Here is a 16,689-nt window from a genome sequence, read left to right on the forward strand (position 1 = left end):
CCATCACGCTGGAACACTGTCCGCCATCAGCATGGAATCGTGTCCGCCATCGCGTGGAATACGCAGGAAATCGTTGCCGAGGCGCTGGCGCTGCACCCGAGCGGCCCGCTGTTCACCAACATGGATGACGGGCACGGCAAGGCGATCCCGGTCAGTGTCGACACGCTTTCGGCGGCGGTCACGGAAATGTCGAAGGCCATGGTCAAAGCCGAAGAGGCGCGCTCGTCGTTCTCCCTTCGAGACATCCGCAGGACCTGCGAAACCCAGTTGGCCGCCCTGGGCGTGAGCAAGGACGTGCGCGGCCAGTTGCTCAGCCATGGCCTGGGCGGCGTGCAGGACCGGAACTACGACCGGCACAGCTATTGGTCCGAGAAGGTGAGGGCGCTCAAGTCCTGGGAGAAGCGCCTGAAGGCCGTGGCACAGGGGAAGAACGAGAAGGTCACGCCGATTCGGCGAGGGGTTCACGCATGATTGCGGCAGCGGGCATCAAGCCGAGCGAGATGATTGCGCGGTGGGCAGAGGAACAAGCGTTTCTCGCGCGCGCGGTTGATCGAATCCCCTACGCCATGCGCCTGCACCATTACAGATGCTTGCAGCGGGTAGAGAAGTTGATCGCGCAGCACAGAATCGTTACCACGGTGCCGCGCCTGACGAGCGCTTATCGGCAACTCTCCAAGAAGAGTCTCTACGGGGCTGGTGCGCTGGGTGACCTCGGGGCGCGCCCACTGGGGATACTTTTTCTCACGCACGGCGACGAGGAAATCACGGCTCCGCTGGGCCTCCTTCTGGCCGTGCACGATCTCGTCGCAGCGGTGGATCGGATCGTGCAGTTCGATGCGACCAAGTACCTGAGCCCCGCTGTGCACCGCCAGGCTCAACGCAAAAACGCCAAGCGCGGCCGGCCGAACGCCCGGACCAGAGAAGAGAAGCTGAGGGACATTGGCAGGGAGCTGAAGCGCCGTGGCTGGATCGCTGGCAAGCGCAACCAGGACTTGCTCGTCAAAACGATGATCCTCTACGACTGCTGCGAGAAGGACGTGAGGGATGACCTTGCCCCTGTTTCGTGTAGCTCTTAACCCACGGTTCACGCGGCCTTTTTACGCTGTGCCTCGTACCAGCGCTGCTCGTACTGCATCGGGCTGAGGTAGCCCAGCGACGAATGCAGCCTGCGGTGATTGTAGAAGGCCATCCAGTCCATCACCGCCTGCCTGGCCTGCTCACGGGTAGCGAATTTGCACCCATGTACGCTGGCTGTTTTCAGCCGGCCCCAGAAGCTCTCGGTCGGTGCGTTGTCCCAACAGTTACCCTTTCTGCTCATCGATGAACGCATGCCCCAGCCCTTCAAGGCATCCTGGAACTCATGGCTGCAATACTGGCTGCCCCGGTCGCTGTGGAATATCAGCCCAGGAGGCGGCCTGCGGCGCCACCACGCCATGGCCAGCGCGTCCTTGACCAGGCTGGCCTGCATGTGCGGCTGCAGGCTCCAGCCCACCACCTGACGGTTGAACAGGTCGATGACCGCAGCCAGGTACAGCCAGCCCTCGTCGGTTTGGATGTAGGTGATGTCGCCACTCCAGAGCTGGTTGGGCGCCTCGGGGTTGAAGCGCCGCTGTACCAAGTCGGGCGCCACCGGCAGGCTGTGGCGGCTATCGGTGGTCACCACGAACTTGCGTTTGGTCTTGGCCCTGATGCCGTGCTGCTGCATGAGCTTGCGCACCCGGTCTTTGCCCACTCGGATGCCCCGGGCCAGCAGTTCCTTGTGCATGCGTGGCCAGCCGTATTCCCCCTTCACCTCGGCGTGGATGGCGCGCATGTACGCCAGCAGGGCTTCGTCGCTGTGACGCCGGGCAGGTCCACCGTGGCCAGACTCACGCCGGCGCAGCCAGTTGAAGTACCCGCTCGCGCTGACCTCCAGCTGAGGTTGCCCCTGAAAAGTGGAGTTCTTATCCTCTCTTCATGGCCAGAGCGGTCCTGCAAGAGTTGATAGAGTCCTTGCAATCTACCCAGGGAGTAAAGCCATGTTGATTGCCCTGCACAAGAACGCCCGCACCACGCCCGCGGTGCGTGCCGAGATCGCAGCCAGCAACGAGCCAGCCAACGTCCTGGCCCTGCGCTTCGGGATCACTGAGCAGACGGTTTACAAATGGAAGAAGCGCGATGTTTTTGCAGACCGCTCGCATACGGCCCATCACCTGCAGACCGTGCTCACGCCTGCGCAAGAGACCGTGGTGCTCCACCTCAGGCGTACCCTGCTGCTGCCCCTGGATGACCTGCTGGCGGTCACGCGCGAGTTCATTTGCCCCCATGTCTCACGCTCTGGCTTGGACCGCTGTCTGCGCCGCCATGGCGCGGGCAACCTCAACGCCCTCAAACCCCAGGAGCCTGCGGTAGCACACAAGGCCTTCAAGAGCTACGAGCCTGGCTATGTGCACATGGATGTGAAGTACCTGCCCCAGATGCAGGACGAGAGCAGCAGGCGCTATCTGTTCGTGGCCATTGATCGGGCTACGCGCTGGGTGTTTGTGCAGCTCAAGACCAACAAGACGGCCGCCAGTGCGCAAGCCTTCCTGAAGGCATTGCACAAGGCCTGTCCACTCAGGATCACCAAGCTGCTGACCGACAACGGCAAGGAGTTCACAGACCGCCTGTTTGCCAGCCGGGAACGCGAACCCAGCGGCAACCATGAGTTCGATCAACTGTGCCAGGAGCTGGGCATAGAGCACCGGCTGACCAAGCCCAGAACACCGAGAACCAACGGTATGGTGGAGCGGTTCAATGGGCGTATTGCAGACGTCCTGAAGACCCACAGGTTCAACAGCCGCGAGGACATGGAGCAAACCTTGTTGCGCTATGTGGCGCTGTACAACCACCAATTGCCGCAATCAGCGCTCAAGAGCAGTACGCCCATGCAGGCCATGAAACAGTGGTATCAGTCGCACCCGCATCTGTTTAACAAGCGACCATATGATCGTCCGGGATGCGACAGTTAGGACGACTCCACTCGGGAATCAGTAGCTTGCGCAGCAAGACCCATAAAAAAGCCCGGAAGGCGAGTTGTACGCTCCTCATTCCGGGCTCGAGTGCCGTTAAAGCAAGGGTTAGTCCAGCTTTTCAAGCTTGGCTTCAGCAATTACCTTGGCCCAATGCTGCTGGCACTTGATGTATGCCAGGAAGCCGTCCCGCGTGTTGATGAACGGAATACCGCTCTTTCGCATCTCGAGCTGCGCAAATAATTTGCGAATAGGTCTTGTCACGATTCCGCCGTAAATCCGAGTTTTTTGACCAACCGACCCCAGACGTCGTGCTGTTTTCGAAGGCTTTCGCTCATCTCGGCAGCGCTGGAACCCTTTGCGACAAGGCCGAAGCTGGCAAGTGATTCGGCTACATTCCTGCTTCCTAGGGACTGGATGATGCTCTTGTTTGCCTTCGCTATCAGGTCATCAGGTGTAGACGCCGGGGCGAAGAAGCCGAACCACTGCTCCTCGGCAGGATAGCCGTCACCAAATTTCTGTTCGGCGAAGGTGGGGGTTTCTGGTGTGAACGGTGTGCGTCGCACGCCTGATGTGGCTAGAAGCCGCAACTTACCCGATCGCTGAAAGCTCAAGAAATTTCCCGTTGGGGCGATCATGGCGCTGATCTGCCCTCCGACCAAATCGGCTACACCAGGCGCCGCCCCACGGTAAGCCACATGGGTAAGTGGGACTCCTGCTTCTCTGCTCAGCAATGATCCGAGCAAATGCAAGGGGGAGCCCGTGCCCGGAGAGCCGAAACTTGCCTGCTGTGGGTTGGCCTTCGCCCAGGCCATGTAGTCTCTCAGTGTCTTGACCTGATCCGGCACCATGGGTCCAACTGCCAGAGCATCTGTGGTCAATGCCCCAACGGAGATTGGGAGGAAGTCTCTGAAAGGATCGTAGTCGAGCTTGTTGTATATGAACGGGTAAAGCGACAACACCGTGTCGGGTGTCAGCAGCAGAGTGTGGCCGTCGGGCGCGGCGGTCTTGATAGCCGTGCAGGCGATGCGCCCTCCAGCGCCTGACCGGTTGTCAACGACCACTGAATTTGCGTAACCCGCATTGACCATGCCTTCACCAACACGTCGGCTGACCGTGTCGACAACGCCACCCGCCGGGAACCCGTTGATCACCTTCAGCACACTTGTCCCTTGCGCCATTGCGCGGGATGTGGAACCAAGTGCGACGATAGCGCCGATTGAATGAATTATCGAACGTCGGTTGAGCATTCTGCTGAAGTCTCCTCTCATGATTGGGCGGTGAATCCAATTTGCTTCACCACGCCGCGCCAGCGCTGGAGGTCTGAGTTCAGGCGCGCAGCCAAGTCTGCCGAGGAGCTCCAGATTGCCTCCATGCCCATTTGCCCATAGGCATTTACGAGCTCGGTGTTAGTCAGAGCGGCCTTGATTGCAGCATTCGCTTGTTGCACCAGCTTGTCCGGGGTGCCTGCTGGTGCAAAGACGCCAAACCACTCAGTCATGTCGCTGAGTGCAATGCCCAGTTCCTTGAACGTCGGTGCATCCGGCAGAAAGCGTGACCGCGCCTTGCCGGTGACGGCCAGCATTCGGATTTTTCCGCTCTTCATGTGGGGCAGGAATTCGCCAAGGGGCGCTGCCACTGCGGGAATGTGTCCGCCTAGCAGATCCAGTAGCGCTGGTTGCGAGCCGCGATAGCCTGTCTGCGTCATTTTCACGCCCGACAGTCGGCCCAGCAGTTCTCCGAGGAAGTGTGGTCCAGATCCGGTGGCGCCGTGCCCGAATGTTGCAGCAGCCTCCGAAGTCTTGATCCATGCCTGGTAATCCGCCATGGTTTTTACAGACTCTGGCACTGCAGAGCCGACGCCATAGCCGAGTTCAGAAGTCGACACGAGGGCAACAGAAACCAAGTCCTTTACTGGGTCGTAGGCAAGATCCTTATAGGTGTGGGGGTAGATCGCCATCATGGAAGCTGGCGTCAGCAGCAGCGTGCTGCCGTTGGGGGCGGCTGCCTTTACATGTTGGATGGCTAAGCGTGCGCCTGCACCAGTGCGGTTTTCTACGACAACAGTCTTCGCATAGTTGCCGCGGATGCCCTCAGCTAACCTGCGGGCGGCCGCATCAGTGGCGCCACCTGCAGCGAGACCGACTACGATGGTGGCCATGCCGACCGGTGGTTCGGCGTGGGCGAGAGTCGGTATGGTGCCTGCGGCGAGCATCCCAATGCTGGTCAATGCATGACGGCGGGTCATTGTCAAATGTGTCATTTTGATGTCTCCTTCATTAAGTGTTCTTCAAGTAGGAACAGGCGATCGTTGCCCCACCACATCTCATTTCCCACGGCCATGGTGGGTACTCCAAAAACGTGTTGCGCGATAGCGTCCTCGGTGGACTTACGGTACGCCTGCAGTCCTGGTTCGCTTTGGGTGAACTCGATGAAATCATCAGAATCCCAGTTCATGTGGTGGGCTACTGACGCGAGGGTTTTTGGGTCATCCGGTGCTAGTCCGAGACCCCAGACGAGACCGTAGGCTGTACCTACATATTCGGCCTCGCAACCCTTACATGGTTCGTAGTACAAGCCAACATTCAGGCTGCTACTGTTGTAGTTTGGCGGGAACGTCAATGGAATGCCGTAAAGGTCAGCCCAACGCGACAAATCCTTGGCAAGATAAGTTAGTTTCACTGGCATGTCGCGGTTGGCAGGCCCTACATTGCCAATGGCCCTCTTGGCATGACTCAGGTCTATGCTCCGAAAATCTATCTGCCAGCCATGACTGGCAGATAGATTCTTCAGGCGATGTTGCGCCAAATAAGCATAAGGACTGAGAAAGTCAAAATAGAAACGAACCTGCACATTTCCATGTGCGGTTATCTGCTCGTGAGCTTTCTTGTTCATGGCGCTCACCGCGCCGTTTCAGGCCTGCTTTGCGTAGCGCGCATGCAGCGCGGCCCAGGCTTCACCGGATTTCCGAGCGCCAGCCAAGTATTCTTCTGGGACTATGTGATACGGCGGACGGCATGGGCCGGCCTTGAGCCAGCCTGCAGCGTCCATGCGGGCCTTCTCCAAGCCAATGTTGTACTTGGAGAACTCCGAAAAATCTCCGCGAGGAAAGAGCGACAAATCTGCTTGCCGCATGGCATCAGAGATCCCTTTGGCGTCGGTCCAATTCCCGGTTCGTTTTGCTTCGGCCACGACGTCACGCAGGCGCATCGCCGTAGCGGGGCCACACATGGAGCCACTAGACCAGAAGGCGGTCATGCGCTCAGGATCGATCCGCGCAGCTGCGTAGTAATCGTCCTCGTGCGGAAGGAAGCGGATGCTCGGCGCCAGTTTCAGGTCGAGATCGAGCATGCCAATTCCAAGGTACTTGGCGGCAACTACTTGAGGAATGTTCGACACCTGCGCCCAGAACGGCCGCGGAAAATCGAACTTGAAAGCCTCCGGGTTCGCATAAATGGCGATGGCTGCCTCGGGTACTGCCTCTGAGACGTCGCGATAGAACTGTACTGCAGTTGGAACTTCCATCTTGCACCACATCGGAACGCCCAACATGGTTCCGCTTGCGCCAATGTCCATGGCTTCCCGAGTCTGGCGGATGACCTCGCGGGTATGTAAGGCTGTTGTGCCGCAGAAGAACGGCACGCGGCCACGTGCAGTCTCGACTACAGTAGCGATAAAGTCGCGTTTTTCGTCCCATGTCAGGGTGGCACATTCACCAAACGTGCCATTGCTGATGATGCCGTCCACGCCCGCACTGATTAGTGCCTCGACGATGCGGGCCGTTTCGTCCAGATCGACCGTGTGTTGAACGCGCCAGTCGGAAGCGTCTGGAGTTGCAGGTGTTGGCATGATGGTCCATGCGCCGCTGATGTCGTCGGCAGTCAACCGTGTTTTCTTCAAATTTGTCATGAATTTCAGTGCGTTTCGATTCAGAAGGGGTATTGCTGTTTCGATGGCTCAATCGTGAGCCACTTCAGTTCGGTGAACTCATCAATGACGGCGCGTCCGTCGAATCGGCCATAGCCACTGTCTTTAGTGCCGCCATAGGGAGCTTGAGCCTCGTTTTGAACGGTGGCTCCGTTGATGTGGCAGCTGCCAGATTCAATGCGCATCGCTACTGCCAACGCACGAGTGACGTCCCGACCGAATACCCCAGAAGATAGTCCGTAGGCTGTGTCGTTCGCGATGCGCACCGCATCCTCGGTATTTCGCGCTCGGACGACAGTCGTGATGGGGCCAAAGGTCTCTTCGTCGTAAATCTGCATGCCGGGCGTGACGAAGTCGATGATCGTGGCGGGCATCACGGCTCCATCGGCTCGGCCGCCAGCAGCGATCTTGGCGCCCTTGGCCAAGGCATCGTCAATCATGCGGTTGAGTCGTGCGCCGGATTCCCTTACGATCATCGGGCCAATGATGCAGGCCTCCCCAGTGGCAGGGTCACCAACCCGAAGTTCACGAGCCCGTGCGGCGAATTTTTTTACAAACTCATCCGCAATTCTCTCGTCAACTACGATGCGCTCGGTAGACATGCAGATCTGTCCTTGGTAGAGGAACGCGCCGAACACGGCCGCCTTGACTGCTTCGTCGATGTCCGCGTCGTCCAAAACGACAAGGGGTGACTTTCCGCCTAGTTCAAGGAGGCACCGTTTCAGATGGCGGCCAGCTTTCTCTGCGATGATGCGACCAATGCGGGTGGATCCTGTGAAGTTGATGCGACGCACTGCCTTATGAGAGATCAACGCATCAACCACCTCGGCTGCGTCGCTTGGGTCGTTCGTGAGGACATTCAGTACACCTGGCGGCAGCCCAGCTTCCACCAGTGCCTCTGCGATCAACAGGTGGGTTCTAGGGCTGGTCTCTGAAGCGCGGAAAACCACGGAATTTCCGCAAATGATCGGGTACGCGATGGCGCGCGCAGCCAGAACCACGGGGCCATTCCATGGCGCGATGCTCAGGATCACGCCTACCGGTTGACGTACGGTCATCGAGAGCGCGCCAGGCTTGTCGGTCGGGATAGTCTCGCCTTGGATTTGTGTGGCCAGCGCTGCAGCCTCGCGAAACAGGTTGGCTGCCAGCATCACATTGAACCCGGACCAAAGCTCCGAGGCGCCAATCTCCTTTGCCATGGTTTCGATGAATTGCGGTGTTTTCGATTCCAGAATGTCGGCCGCTTTCAACAGGATTCTTCGGCGCTCCGTAGGGCCGCTCTGCGACCAGGACTGGAATGCACGGTGTGCCGATTCCACAGCCGCTACTGCATCGCCTACGCTGGCCGCTGCTGCGCGGGTGACTGCGCTGCCTGTGGTTGGATGGAGTCTGACGTAGGTGGCGTTGCCGGACGCAGGCAAGGCCTGGTTGTCGATGATGAGCTGGGTCTCCATTCTTGGTTTCTCCTGAGTTTGGTCATAGTGCGAAAGAAGACTGCCAACTCTAGGAGTACTACCGATGCCAGTAAAACGGAGAATTCGGATGCCACGTATCGGTCATCCCGATAGTAGTTTGGAACCCCGAGCGTCATCAGTTAGGGATGTCCTGAACAACTCGAATTCGCGAGTGCTACAAGGCCGCAGTTTTCAGATGGCGTAGAGGACGCCATTTTTTCCCTGCAGATGGGCCTGCTTTTATGCGGCCCCGGGGCCCTTGTCGCCGCTTTGGCAACCATTTGGCTTGACCTGCCCCCTTCCTCCGTACCAATCGAACGTAGGAAGTCCGGGGTTGAAAGGTTAATCGATTTGGCTGCTGGGTAACTGGTCTTCGGCAGCATCGACAGCTTGCTGGCGATGCTGCTCCGCAAAGCGTGCGGGGGGAATGCGACCAAGGCTGCTGTGGGGGCGCACCTCGTTGAAATCCTGGCGCCAGGCTGCAACGACAGCTCGGGCTTGAGGCAGCGTTTGGAACCAGTGCTCGTTCAGGCATTCGTCGCGGAACTTGCCGTTGAAGCTCTCGATGTAGCCGTTCTGCATCGGCCGCCCGGGCTCAATCAGGATGTGCCGGATGCCGTGACCTTGAGCCCAGGCCATGAAGGCCCTGCTGGTGAACTCCGGGCCGTTGTCCGTGCGCACGGCACGCGGGTAGCCGCGGAACCGCGCGGTCTCGTCCAGCAGCCGTGTAACGTACTCGCCCGAGATCCCAAAGTCGGCGCCGATCTGCACGCACTCATGGCTGAAGTCATCTGCCACGGTAAGGAACTTGATGCGGCGGCCGCTGGCCAGGCTGTCGCTCACGAAGTCCATGCTCCAGACCTCGTTGACGGCGCGGGCCAGCTGCAACGGCATGCGCTCCGAGGCCGGACGCTTGGCCTTGCGGCGCTTGCGCACCGACAGGTTCGCCTGCTGGTACAGCCGCAGCACCCGCTTGTGGTTGACGCCGGCGAATTCCGGACGCAGCAGGTCGTGGATGCGCCGATAGCCGAAGCGCCGGCGCACATGGGCGATCTCGATGATCTTGGCGCTCAGAGCCTGGTTCATCTCGGTTTCCTGGGGCGGATGGCGGTAGCTGTCACGGGAGAGCCCCACGAGGCGGCAGGCACGGCGCTCAGACAGGTGGAACTGCTCCACCATGGCGGCGATTGCCGTGCGCTTCGCCTGTGGGGCTAGCGCTTTACCCCGAAGACGCCCTTGAGCGCGTGGATGTCCAGGTGGGCCTCCGCCAGCAGCTTCTTCAGCTTGGCATTCTCGGATTCGAGCTCACGCAGCCGCTTGGCGTCGGGCACATCCATGCCACCGTACTTGGCGCGCCACTTGTAGAACGTGGCGTCGCTGAAGCCGCCCTTGCGGCACAACTCCTTCACCGGCATCCCCGCCTCTGCCTGGCGGATGAACCCGATGATCTGCTCCTCCGTAAACCTGCTCTTCTTCATGTCCGTCATTCTCCTGGTTGACGGACCTCGCTAACCTCAGACTGGTACGGCAGGGAGGGGGCAGGTCAGGCTGGGCGGTCTCAAATCTGAAGTGCAACACCCTCACCGAGGGTAATGTATGCAGATGAGAAAGAGATACGAACACTTGCAGCCAGAAGATAGGGTGACGTTGGCATCGCTGCGCCAGCAGGGCTGGAGCATCAGGGCCATAGCCCGCCTTCAAGGCCGCAGCCCAAGCACCATCAGCCGTGAGTTGCGGCGCAACGCCTGCAATGGCAGTTACGCCAGCGCGCCTGCGCAGCGCCTGTGCCAGCAGCGTCGCATTCAGGTCAGGCCATGCCCCAAACTGCACAGCTCCGGGGCGTTGTGGATGCTTGTCACCACCATGCTGTGCTGGCTGTGGTCGCCCCAGCAGATTACACACACACTCCAGCGCATGTATCCCCAAGAGCCAAGCAAGCATGCCTCGCACGAGAGCATCTACACCGCCATCTATGCATACCCACGCGGCGAGTTGCGCCGCCAGCTCATCGCACTGCTGCGCCAGGGCAAGAGTACACGCCGCCCGCGTTCAGCAGGCTCTCATCGGCGCGGTCAGATTCCAGACATGGTCTCTATCCATGTTCGCCCACCCGAGGTCAATGATCGCGTGATGCCGGGGCATTGGGAGGGGGATTTGATCAAGGGCGCTGGCAACAAGTCGGCGGTGGGTGTGCTGGTCGAGCGCTCAACGCGCCTGGTGCTGCTGTGCAAGATGCCTGACGCATCGGCTGAGAGTGCACTGGCTGCGTTCACCAACAAGCTGCGCCAGATTGCAGACCCGATGCGCCAGACGCTCACCTATGACCAGGGCAAGGAGATGGCCCGGCATAAGGAGCTCGCCGAAGCCCTTGGTATGCGCGTGTACTTTTGTGATCCGCACAGCCCTTGGCAAAAGGGCAGTTGCGAGAATACCAATGGGCTGCTGCGCCAGTTCATGCCCAAGGGCACAGACCTGAGCGTGCATGACCAGGAGGCGCTGGATTCCATGGCCGATCTGATGAACAACCGTCCTCGGCAGACGCTCGGATGGGATTCTCCCTATCAGGCCTTACAGCGATTCATGGCGGCTATCGCCGAGAGGAACTCCGCTACCATTCATTGAATATCAACCAGCGGTGTTGCACTTCAGATTTGAGACCGCCCTGTATTCAGGCGCACTCAGCCTCAGATGAAGCCTGGCGCACCAGGTTTCGTAACCAATTCAGGTCTGGAAAGGCTTCTCGGCTTCTTGCCCAGATCATGACCAGATCCATGGTCGGCAACTCGAAGGGCGGTTTGAAGATGTCAATATCGAAGATTTTCACGTAGTGGAGCGCGAGCGATCGGGGCACCAAGCTGATGATGTCTGTATTGACAACCAACTGAGGGAGCAACGTGAAATAGGGAACCTGGAACTGAGTACGTTGTCGCAAGCCTAGGCGGTTCAGAGTTTCCTGCTCAATGGTCTCGTGTCCGTCTGTACGACAATAGACGGCGTGTGGACGTTCGAGGTACTCGAGCTGACTCATTGCCTTTGCACTGCCTGAATGCGCGCGCCACTGGATTGCCACCAAGTCGTCTTGCATGAAAATTTCATACTGAAAATCCTGATCGCTGCGGCTTATGCCGCAGGCTTGCCAATTGGATGGAAGATTGGGGCAGATAATCAGGTCAAGTGATCCGAGTTGCAGTTCTTTGGCGGATGTGCCCGGCGTAGGCGTGAGGGTAAGGGTAATGTTCGGGGCTAGCGTCTGCAGGACAGCCCCTAGCCTCGACGTCACGAGTGCCGAAACATAGTCTGCTGTTGCAATGCGAAAGCGCGATGCAGCCGTGTAAGGATCGAATTGCTCCGTTTGGAACAGACGGCCAGTCAACTCCATGATGCGCTCTACCTCTGGTACCAGTCGCTTGGCTCTTTCAGTAAGAACCATTTCCCGGCCATGCTGCATCAGTAGCTCGTCGCCGAATATCTCGCGCAGCTGACGAAGTGATCCACTGACCGTGGATTGAGTGAGGTGCAGCCTGCCCGCAGCTCTGGTTACATTAGCTGTCCGTAGCAACTCAGCCAATATCGGCAGCAGGTTCATATTGACGCTGCGCAGTGTGTTAACCGAATTTTTCATGGCATGCATTCTCCCGTTTGGCGCAGGCTCTGAACCTTGCCGGACTGCAGTCAATCCAGGCGCAGTATGACCCGCCTGTTTTAATTCTTGATGGGTTAGTCTTACTGTGACCTTGCCCCTGTTTCGTGTAGCTCTTAACCCACGGTTCACGCGGCCTTTTTACGCTGTGCCTCGTACCAGCGCTGCTCGTACTGCATCGGGCTGAGGTAGCCCAGCGACGAATGCAGCCTGCGGTGATTGTAGAAGGCCATCCAGTCCATCACCGCCTGCCTGGCCTGCTCACGGGTAGCGAATTTGCACCCATGTACGCTGGCTGTTTTCAGCCGGCCCCAGAAGCTCTCGGTCGGTGCGTTGTCCCAGCAGTTGCCCTTTCTGCTCATCGATGAACGCATGCCCCAGTCCTTCAAGGCATCCTGGAACTCATGGCTGCAATACTGGCTGCCCCGGTCGCTGTGGAATATCAGTCCAGGAGGTGGCCTGCGGCGCCACCACGCCATGGCCAGCGCGTCCTTGACCAGGCTGGCCTGCATGTGCGGCTGCAGGCTCCAACCCACCACCTGACGGTTGAACAGGTCGATGACCGCAGCCAGGTACAGCCAGCCCTCGTCGGTTTGGATGTAGGTGATGTCGCCACTGCACAGCTGGTTGGGCGCCTCGGGGTTGAAGCGCCGCTGTACCAAGTCGGGCGCCACCGGCAGGCTGTGGCGGCTGTCGGTAGTCACCACGAACTTGCGTTTGGTCTTGGCCCTGATGCCGTGCTGCTGCATGAGCTTGCGCACCCGGTCCTTGCCCACCCGGATGCCCCGGGCCAGCAGTTCCTTGTGCATGCGTGGCCAACCGTATTCCCCCTTCACCTCGGCGTGGATGGCGCGCATGTACGCCAGCAGGGCTTCGTCGCTGTGACGCCGGGCAGGTCCACCGTGGCCAGAATCACGCCGGCGCAGCCAGTTGAAGTACCCGCTGGCGCTGACCTCCAGCACCCCGCAGGACACATTCACCGGGTACAGCTTTCTCATTTGGTGAATCCAGGCGTACCTCGCAGCGTGTCCTGCGCGAAGTACGCCGCGGCTTTTTTTGCGATGTCGCGCTCCATGCGAAGGCGAGCATTCTCTGCACGCAACCGGGCTATCTCCATCTGCTCGGGCGAGACTTGGATTCTCTTGTCACCACCGCCCGCACCGTCCAATTCTCCCTTGGCTGACAGCCGCACCCAGTTGCCCAGGCTCGCTTTGGGAATGCCCAGTACCTTGGCCACCACCGCAATCGCCTGACCCGAGCGGACCTGCCGAACAGCCTCCTGCTTGAACTCTCGCGTGTACTGCGCACGCACCTGCTTGTCACTCATCTCTGAACTCCTTGTCGGTATTTTCAACAAGGGTTAAGAACTCCAGTTTTCAGGGGCAACCTCAGGAGGCAGCGCGTTTGGCTGGACTCACGCGGCGCTACGCGCGGACATAAGCCAGGTCTCCGAGTTCCACATTGTCACCGTCCGAACAGCATCGTATTGACTCGTATAGGTCATTGGAAATCAACGACTTAGCGCTGTCTCGATCGCAAGCATCGCGCCATGAATTGGCAATTTAACCGCTTTGCCAAATTGCTGTGAGTGACCATTGAACGCATCCGAACTAGGACAGCGCCCAATGGAAACCAAGACCACCGCACCCGAGGCAGGGCCACAGCCCACGCAGCAGCCGATCCAGCCGATCGCCGCTGTGATGCCGACAGAGGGCTTTGTCGCCGTAGATCAAATGTTCAGCCTTCGGCCGCGCGGCGACAAGCGAGGCCGCACAGGCTTCACGCCGTTCGGGCGTACGGCCTTCTACGGCTTCATCAAGGATGGCGTGATTCCGAAGCCCAAGCGCCTCGGCAAGCGCTCCATCTACACCGTGGACGCGGCGCGCGACGTGCTGCGCAAGCTCGATCAGCTTGCCAAGGCGTCCTGACATGGACGCCCCAATGAAAACGCCCGGCGGGCAGGCCGGGCGTGGTGAGAACAAGCAGCAATGCTCAATCGAGCCCCGCCAGTCTGCCATGGTGGACACGGCTACGCGCAAGGCCCTGGCCACCCTTCAAGCCGAATTCGCCCTGACCGGCCACGCGATGACCTGGTGCGCCGATGACGACGGCCTCATCACCATCCTGGTCAGCCGCTGGGTCTTTGCCCGCGAGTTCGACAGTATTGAGCAGGCGCGCGCGTTCCTGCGGCAGATCGGGGGGGCCCGATGAACGACATCACCGAGATCAATCGCGTCCGCGCCGCGCTGCATGCCGATGACCGTCCGGCCCGCTGCTGGGGCTGTTTCCAGATGCGCGCTCCCGCCCCCGGCTGGCTGGTGTGCAGCTACAAGCCGCACAACCCCGCCCATCCGAGCCTTGTCTATCTGGTTTGCCCGAAGTGCGCCAAAAGCCAGAAGGCGATGCGGGGCGCGAGGCGCGCCATTGAAACGAAAGCGCGCTCCATTGCGGAGGCGGCGAGGTGAGCGCAGCCCACGAACTCAATCGCGCCCGGGAGGCGCTGGGACACATCCCGCCCGACCTGCCGCGCGATGAATGGGTGCGCGCCGGCATGGCCGCCCAGGCGGCTGGACTGGACTTCGACGCCTTCGACAGTTGGAGCGCCCAGGCCGCCAGCTACGACAGCCGCGCCGCGCGCGACACCTGGCGCAGCTTCAAGCCCGGCAAGGGCGTAGGCGCCGGCACGCTGTACCGCATGGCCACTGAACACGGCTGGCGCGATGACGCCAAGCCCACGCGCCAAGCCCCAGCCAAGCCCCGCAGCAAGCCCCAGGCGCCCACGAAAGCCCCGCGCCCAGGTAGCACCCCTGCCGATGTGTGGGCGCGCTGCGAGCCAGCTACAGCACAGCATGCGTACATCGTGCGCAAGGCCGCCCAGGGCGTGCCGCTCGATCTGCTGCGCGTGTTGCCCCAGGGTGACCCGCTGCGCATCGGTGGGCACAGCATGGCCGGCGCGCTGGTGGTCCCCGCCCATGGCCCGGCCGGCGAGCTGCAAAGCCTGCAGCTGATTCCGCCCGATGGCCCCAAGATGAACCTGGCCGGGGCGCCGATGACCGGCGCATCGCACATCGTCGGCACTGGCGACGGGCCGCTGTACGTGTGCGAGGGTATCGGGGCTGCATGGGCTTGCTGGCAGGCGACCGGGCATCGCGCCGTGGTGTGTTTCGGCTGGGGCAACGTGTCCCGCGTGGCCGCGCAGTTGCGCCAGCGTGATGCATCCGCCCGGCTGGTGCTGGTGCCCGACGTGGGCAAGGAACCGGACGCCGAAACCATTGCGCGCGAGCTGGGCGCCGCCGTGGCCGCGCTGCCCGAGGGCTGGCCCGCCAATTCGGACGTGGGCGACCTGGCGCAGCGTGACGGCTTGGAAGCGCTGGCCGCGCTGCTGGAAGCTGCCGCAGTTCCTGAGCCGCCCGCGCCGCTGCTGACGCCCGTCAGCGTGCTCGACGTGCACAGCAACCCCAGCCCGCCGCCGCGTTTCGTGTGGGATGGCTACTGCCCGCGGAACGTGGTTACGCTGCTAGGTGCGCACGGGGGCACCGGCAAATCGACGGTTGCCCTGATGCTGGCTGCTGCCGTGTCGACAGGACGGGAGCTTTTCGGGGCTGGCACCGACGCCGTGCCCGTGGTGTTTGCCAGCCTTGAGGATGGGGCCGGCATCGTGCGCCACCGGCTGGCGCACATCTGCCAGTGCTGGGGCATCTCCCCTGCCGAGCTGGGCGCACTGCACATCGTTGACGGCACCGAAAACCCGGAGTTGTTCGCCAGTGAAGGCCGCGGGCCTGGAGACGTGACGCCGGTCTATGCCGAGCTGCGCGAGCTGGTGCGCAGAACCGGCGCCGGGCTGGTCACCATCGACAACGCATCGGACGCCTACGGCGGCGACGAAATCCAGCGCCGTCAGGTGAGGGCTTTCATGCGCTCGCTGGCCGCGATTGCCCGCGAAGCCGATGCCGCCGTGCTGCTGCTGGCGCACGTCGACAAGAACACCAGCCGGGCACGCAAGGCCGAAGGCGGCGAGGGTTACAGCGGTTCCACGGCGTGGCACAACTCATCCCGCAGCCGGATTTTCATGAGCCGCGCCGAGGATGGCTCGTTGACGCTGGAGCACCAGAAGAGCAACCACGGCAAGATGCGCGCGCCGCTGGCGCTGGAATGGCCCGAGGGGGGCTTACCGCAGGCCGTGCAGACGCTTTCGCCAGTGGTGCAGGGTATCAGCGACCGCGTGAACACCAAAGCCCTGCTGAGGCTGATTGCCGAATTCACCGAGCGTGGCGAGCACGTCACCACGGCAACGACAAGCCGCACCCATGCCGCGAAGCTGCTTTGCAACGAGCCGGGCTATCCGAGGGGTATCAAGCCCGCCGACGTGTTCGACTTGCTGCGCCGTGCCGAGCGGGCCGGGCAACTGGTGCGCGTGATGCGCAGCGCCGAAAACCGGCACCAGAAAGAGGTATGGGAGCTTACACCGCAAGGCCGCGAGTTTGCCGAGCCGCAGCCCATTGCGCTGACTGCGCTGACTTGCGCTGACTTCGAAGTCAACGCACCCGGCGAAGTGTCTGCGCTGACTGCGCTGACTTCGCAGGGGGGTACGGGGGGAAGCGCGCGCGCAGAGGAAGGCGCAGAGGGGGGTGGGCAATGAGTGCGCCCCGGTCGGTTTTGCGCCGACTTCAAGCCGCCG

General features: G+C 60.9%; 16 protein-coding genes and 1 pseudogene. 8 read left to right on the forward strand and 9 right to left on the reverse strand.

The window, feature by feature from the left end:
• Positions 1-471: site-specific integrase (locus tag ACFSCU_RS17830; RefSeq protein WP_465264385.1), on the forward strand; the 471-nt coding region annotated here is incomplete at its 5' end.
• Positions 468-1,076: a hypothetical protein gene (locus ACFSCU_RS17835; RefSeq protein ID WP_180549158.1), complete on the forward strand. Its 609-nt coding sequence runs from the start codon at positions 468-470 to the stop codon at positions 1,074-1,076. The genes ACFSCU_RS17830 and ACFSCU_RS17835, both read left to right, overlap by 4 nt.
• An 8-nt stretch (positions 1,077-1,084) precedes the next feature.
• Here ACFSCU_RS17835 and ACFSCU_RS17840 read toward each other — a convergent pair.
• A pseudogene (locus tag ACFSCU_RS17840) lies at positions 1,085-1,915 on the reverse strand (IS3 family transposase); the annotation flags it as partial.
• 103 nt (positions 1,916-2,018) lie between these two features.
• Between ACFSCU_RS17840 and ACFSCU_RS17845 the strand changes: the two are divergent.
• Positions 2,019-2,990 carry an IS481 family transposase gene (locus tag ACFSCU_RS17845; RefSeq protein WP_210570768.1) on the forward strand — a complete coding sequence of 324 codons (972 nt, stop codon included), beginning with the start codon at positions 2,019-2,021 and terminating at the stop codon, positions 2,988-2,990.
• A gap of 260 nt (positions 2,991-3,250) precedes the next feature.
• Here the strand turns inward: ACFSCU_RS17845 and ACFSCU_RS17850 are convergent, their stop codons facing one another.
• The 6 genes from ACFSCU_RS17850 to ACFSCU_RS17875 all read right to left on the reverse strand — a co-directional run bounded on the left by ACFSCU_RS17850 (position 3,251) and on the right by ACFSCU_RS17875 (position 9,849).
• Positions 3,251-4,153 carry a tripartite tricarboxylate transporter substrate-binding protein gene (locus ACFSCU_RS17850; protein ID WP_377561297.1) on the reverse strand — a complete coding sequence of 301 codons (903 nt, stop codon included), beginning with the start codon at positions 4,151-4,153 and terminating at the stop codon, positions 3,251-3,253.
• Positions 4,154-4,257: 104 nt separating this feature from the next.
• On the reverse strand, positions 4,258-5,238 hold the full coding sequence (locus ACFSCU_RS17855) for a Bug family tripartite tricarboxylate transporter substrate binding protein (RefSeq protein WP_377561298.1): 981 nt from the start codon (positions 5,236-5,238) through the stop codon (positions 4,258-4,260).
• Between the two features lie 11 nt (positions 5,239-5,249).
• Positions 5,250-5,885: a 2-hydroxychromene-2-carboxylate isomerase gene (locus tag ACFSCU_RS17860; RefSeq protein ID WP_257645523.1), complete on the reverse strand. Its 636-nt coding sequence runs from the start codon at positions 5,883-5,885 to the stop codon at positions 5,250-5,252.
• Positions 5,886-5,903: 18 nt separating this feature from the next.
• A complete protein-coding gene (locus ACFSCU_RS17865) occupies positions 5,904-6,899 on the reverse strand; it encodes a dihydrodipicolinate synthase family protein (protein WP_180551610.1) in 996 nt (331 codons plus the stop codon).
• A 20-nt stretch (positions 6,900-6,919) separates the two neighbouring features.
• The gene (locus ACFSCU_RS17870; RefSeq protein ID WP_377561299.1) at positions 6,920-8,371 is read right to left on the reverse strand and encodes an aldehyde dehydrogenase; all 1,452 of its coding nucleotides are present in this window, start codon (positions 8,369-8,371) and stop codon (positions 6,920-6,922) included.
• Positions 8,372-8,713: 342 nt separating this feature from the next.
• Positions 8,714-9,849, reverse strand: a protein-coding gene (locus ACFSCU_RS17875; protein ID WP_377561300.1) for an IS3 family transposase whose coding sequence is annotated in 2 segments (ribosomal slippage) — positions 8,714-9,600 and positions 9,600-9,849 — 1,137 coding nt in all. Because the reading frame shifts where the segments join, the coding sequence is not laid out codon by codon here.
• A 124-nt stretch (positions 9,850-9,973) separates the two neighbouring features.
• On the opposite strand from ACFSCU_RS17875, the gene ACFSCU_RS17880 reads away from it, so the two are divergent.
• Positions 9,974-10,993, forward strand: a complete 1,020-nt coding sequence (locus ACFSCU_RS17880) for an IS30 family transposase (protein ID WP_210570764.1) — start codon at positions 9,974-9,976, stop codon at positions 10,991-10,993.
• A 46-nt stretch (positions 10,994-11,039) separates the two neighbouring features.
• Here the strand turns inward: ACFSCU_RS17880 and ACFSCU_RS17885 are convergent, their stop codons facing one another.
• Positions 11,040-11,993 carry a LysR family transcriptional regulator gene (locus ACFSCU_RS17885; RefSeq protein WP_377561301.1) on the reverse strand — a complete coding sequence of 318 codons (954 nt, stop codon included), beginning with the start codon at positions 11,991-11,993 and terminating at the stop codon, positions 11,040-11,042.
• A gap of 146 nt (positions 11,994-12,139) precedes the next feature.
• Positions 12,140-13,338, reverse strand: a protein-coding gene (locus ACFSCU_RS17890) for an IS3 family transposase (protein ID WP_377561302.1) whose coding sequence is annotated in 2 segments (ribosomal slippage) — positions 12,140-13,071 and positions 13,071-13,338 — 1,200 coding nt in all. Because the reading frame shifts where the segments join, the coding sequence is not laid out codon by codon here.
• A gap of 298 nt (positions 13,339-13,636) precedes the next feature.
• On the opposite strand from ACFSCU_RS17890, the gene ACFSCU_RS17895 reads away from it, so the two are divergent.
• From ACFSCU_RS17895 to ACFSCU_RS17910, 4 genes are read left to right on the forward strand one after another with little or no spacing between them, the layout of a single operon-like run.
• On the forward strand, positions 13,637-13,939 hold the full coding sequence (locus ACFSCU_RS17895) for a MerR family transcriptional regulator (RefSeq protein ID WP_180549154.1): 303 nt from the start codon (positions 13,637-13,639) through the stop codon (positions 13,937-13,939).
• A gap of 13 nt (positions 13,940-13,952) precedes the next feature.
• Positions 13,953-14,222, forward strand: coding sequence for a hypothetical protein (locus ACFSCU_RS17900; RefSeq protein ID WP_377561303.1), 270 nt, complete (start codon positions 13,953-13,955; stop codon positions 14,220-14,222).
• A complete protein-coding gene (locus ACFSCU_RS17905; protein ID WP_377561304.1) occupies positions 14,219-14,476 on the forward strand; it encodes a RidA family protein in 258 nt (85 codons plus the stop codon). Before ACFSCU_RS17900 ends, ACFSCU_RS17905 begins: the two co-directional genes overlap by 4 nt.
• Positions 14,473-16,650, forward strand: coding sequence for an AAA family ATPase (locus tag ACFSCU_RS17910; protein ID WP_377561305.1), 2,178 nt, complete (start codon positions 14,473-14,475; stop codon positions 16,648-16,650). Before ACFSCU_RS17905 ends, ACFSCU_RS17910 begins: the two co-directional genes overlap by 4 nt.
• Positions 16,651-16,689: the final 39 nt, after the last annotated feature.

It is taken from the genome of Ottowia beijingensis (genome assembly GCF_042680925.1).
In the GTDB taxonomy this organism is placed as follows: Bacteria; Pseudomonadota; Gammaproteobacteria; order Burkholderiales; family Burkholderiaceae_C; genus Ottowia; species Ottowia beijingensis.

What these genes read in the sequence shown, in the direction of transcription:
- ACFSCU_RS17845 (WP_210570768.1), top strand. Translation starts at nt 2,019, where the DNA reads ATGTTGATTGCCCTGCACAAGAACGCCCGCACCACGCCCGCGGTGCGT.
- ACFSCU_RS17855 (WP_377561298.1), bottom strand. Translation starts at nt 5,238, where the DNA reads ATGACCCGCCGTCATGCATTGACCAGCATTGGGATGCTCGCCGCAGGC.
- ACFSCU_RS17895 (WP_180549154.1), top strand. Translation starts at nt 13,637, where the DNA reads ATGGAAACCAAGACCACCGCACCCGAGGCAGGGCCACAGCCCACGCAG.
- ACFSCU_RS17865 (WP_180551610.1), bottom strand. Translation starts at nt 6,899, where the DNA reads ATGACAAATTTGAAGAAAACACGGTTGACTGCCGACGACATCAGCGGC.
- ACFSCU_RS17870 (WP_377561299.1), bottom strand. Translation starts at nt 8,371, where the DNA reads ATGGAGACCCAGCTCATCATCGACAACCAGGCCTTGCCTGCGTCCGGC.
- ACFSCU_RS17860 (WP_257645523.1), bottom strand. Translation starts at nt 5,885, where the DNA reads ATGAACAAGAAAGCTCACGAGCAGATAACCGCACATGGAAATGTGCAG.
- ACFSCU_RS17905 (WP_377561304.1), top strand. Translation starts at nt 14,219, where the DNA reads ATGAACGACATCACCGAGATCAATCGCGTCCGCGCCGCGCTGCATGCC.
- ACFSCU_RS17880 (WP_210570764.1), top strand. Translation starts at nt 9,974, where the DNA reads ATGAGAAAGAGATACGAACACTTGCAGCCAGAAGATAGGGTGACGTTG.
- ACFSCU_RS17900 (WP_377561303.1), top strand. Translation starts at nt 13,953, where the DNA reads ATGAAAACGCCCGGCGGGCAGGCCGGGCGTGGTGAGAACAAGCAGCAA.
- ACFSCU_RS17835 (WP_180549158.1), top strand. Translation starts at nt 468, where the DNA reads ATGATTGCGGCAGCGGGCATCAAGCCGAGCGAGATGATTGCGCGGTGG.
- ACFSCU_RS17885 (WP_377561301.1), bottom strand. Translation starts at nt 11,993, where the DNA reads ATGAAAAATTCGGTTAACACACTGCGCAGCGTCAATATGAACCTGCTG.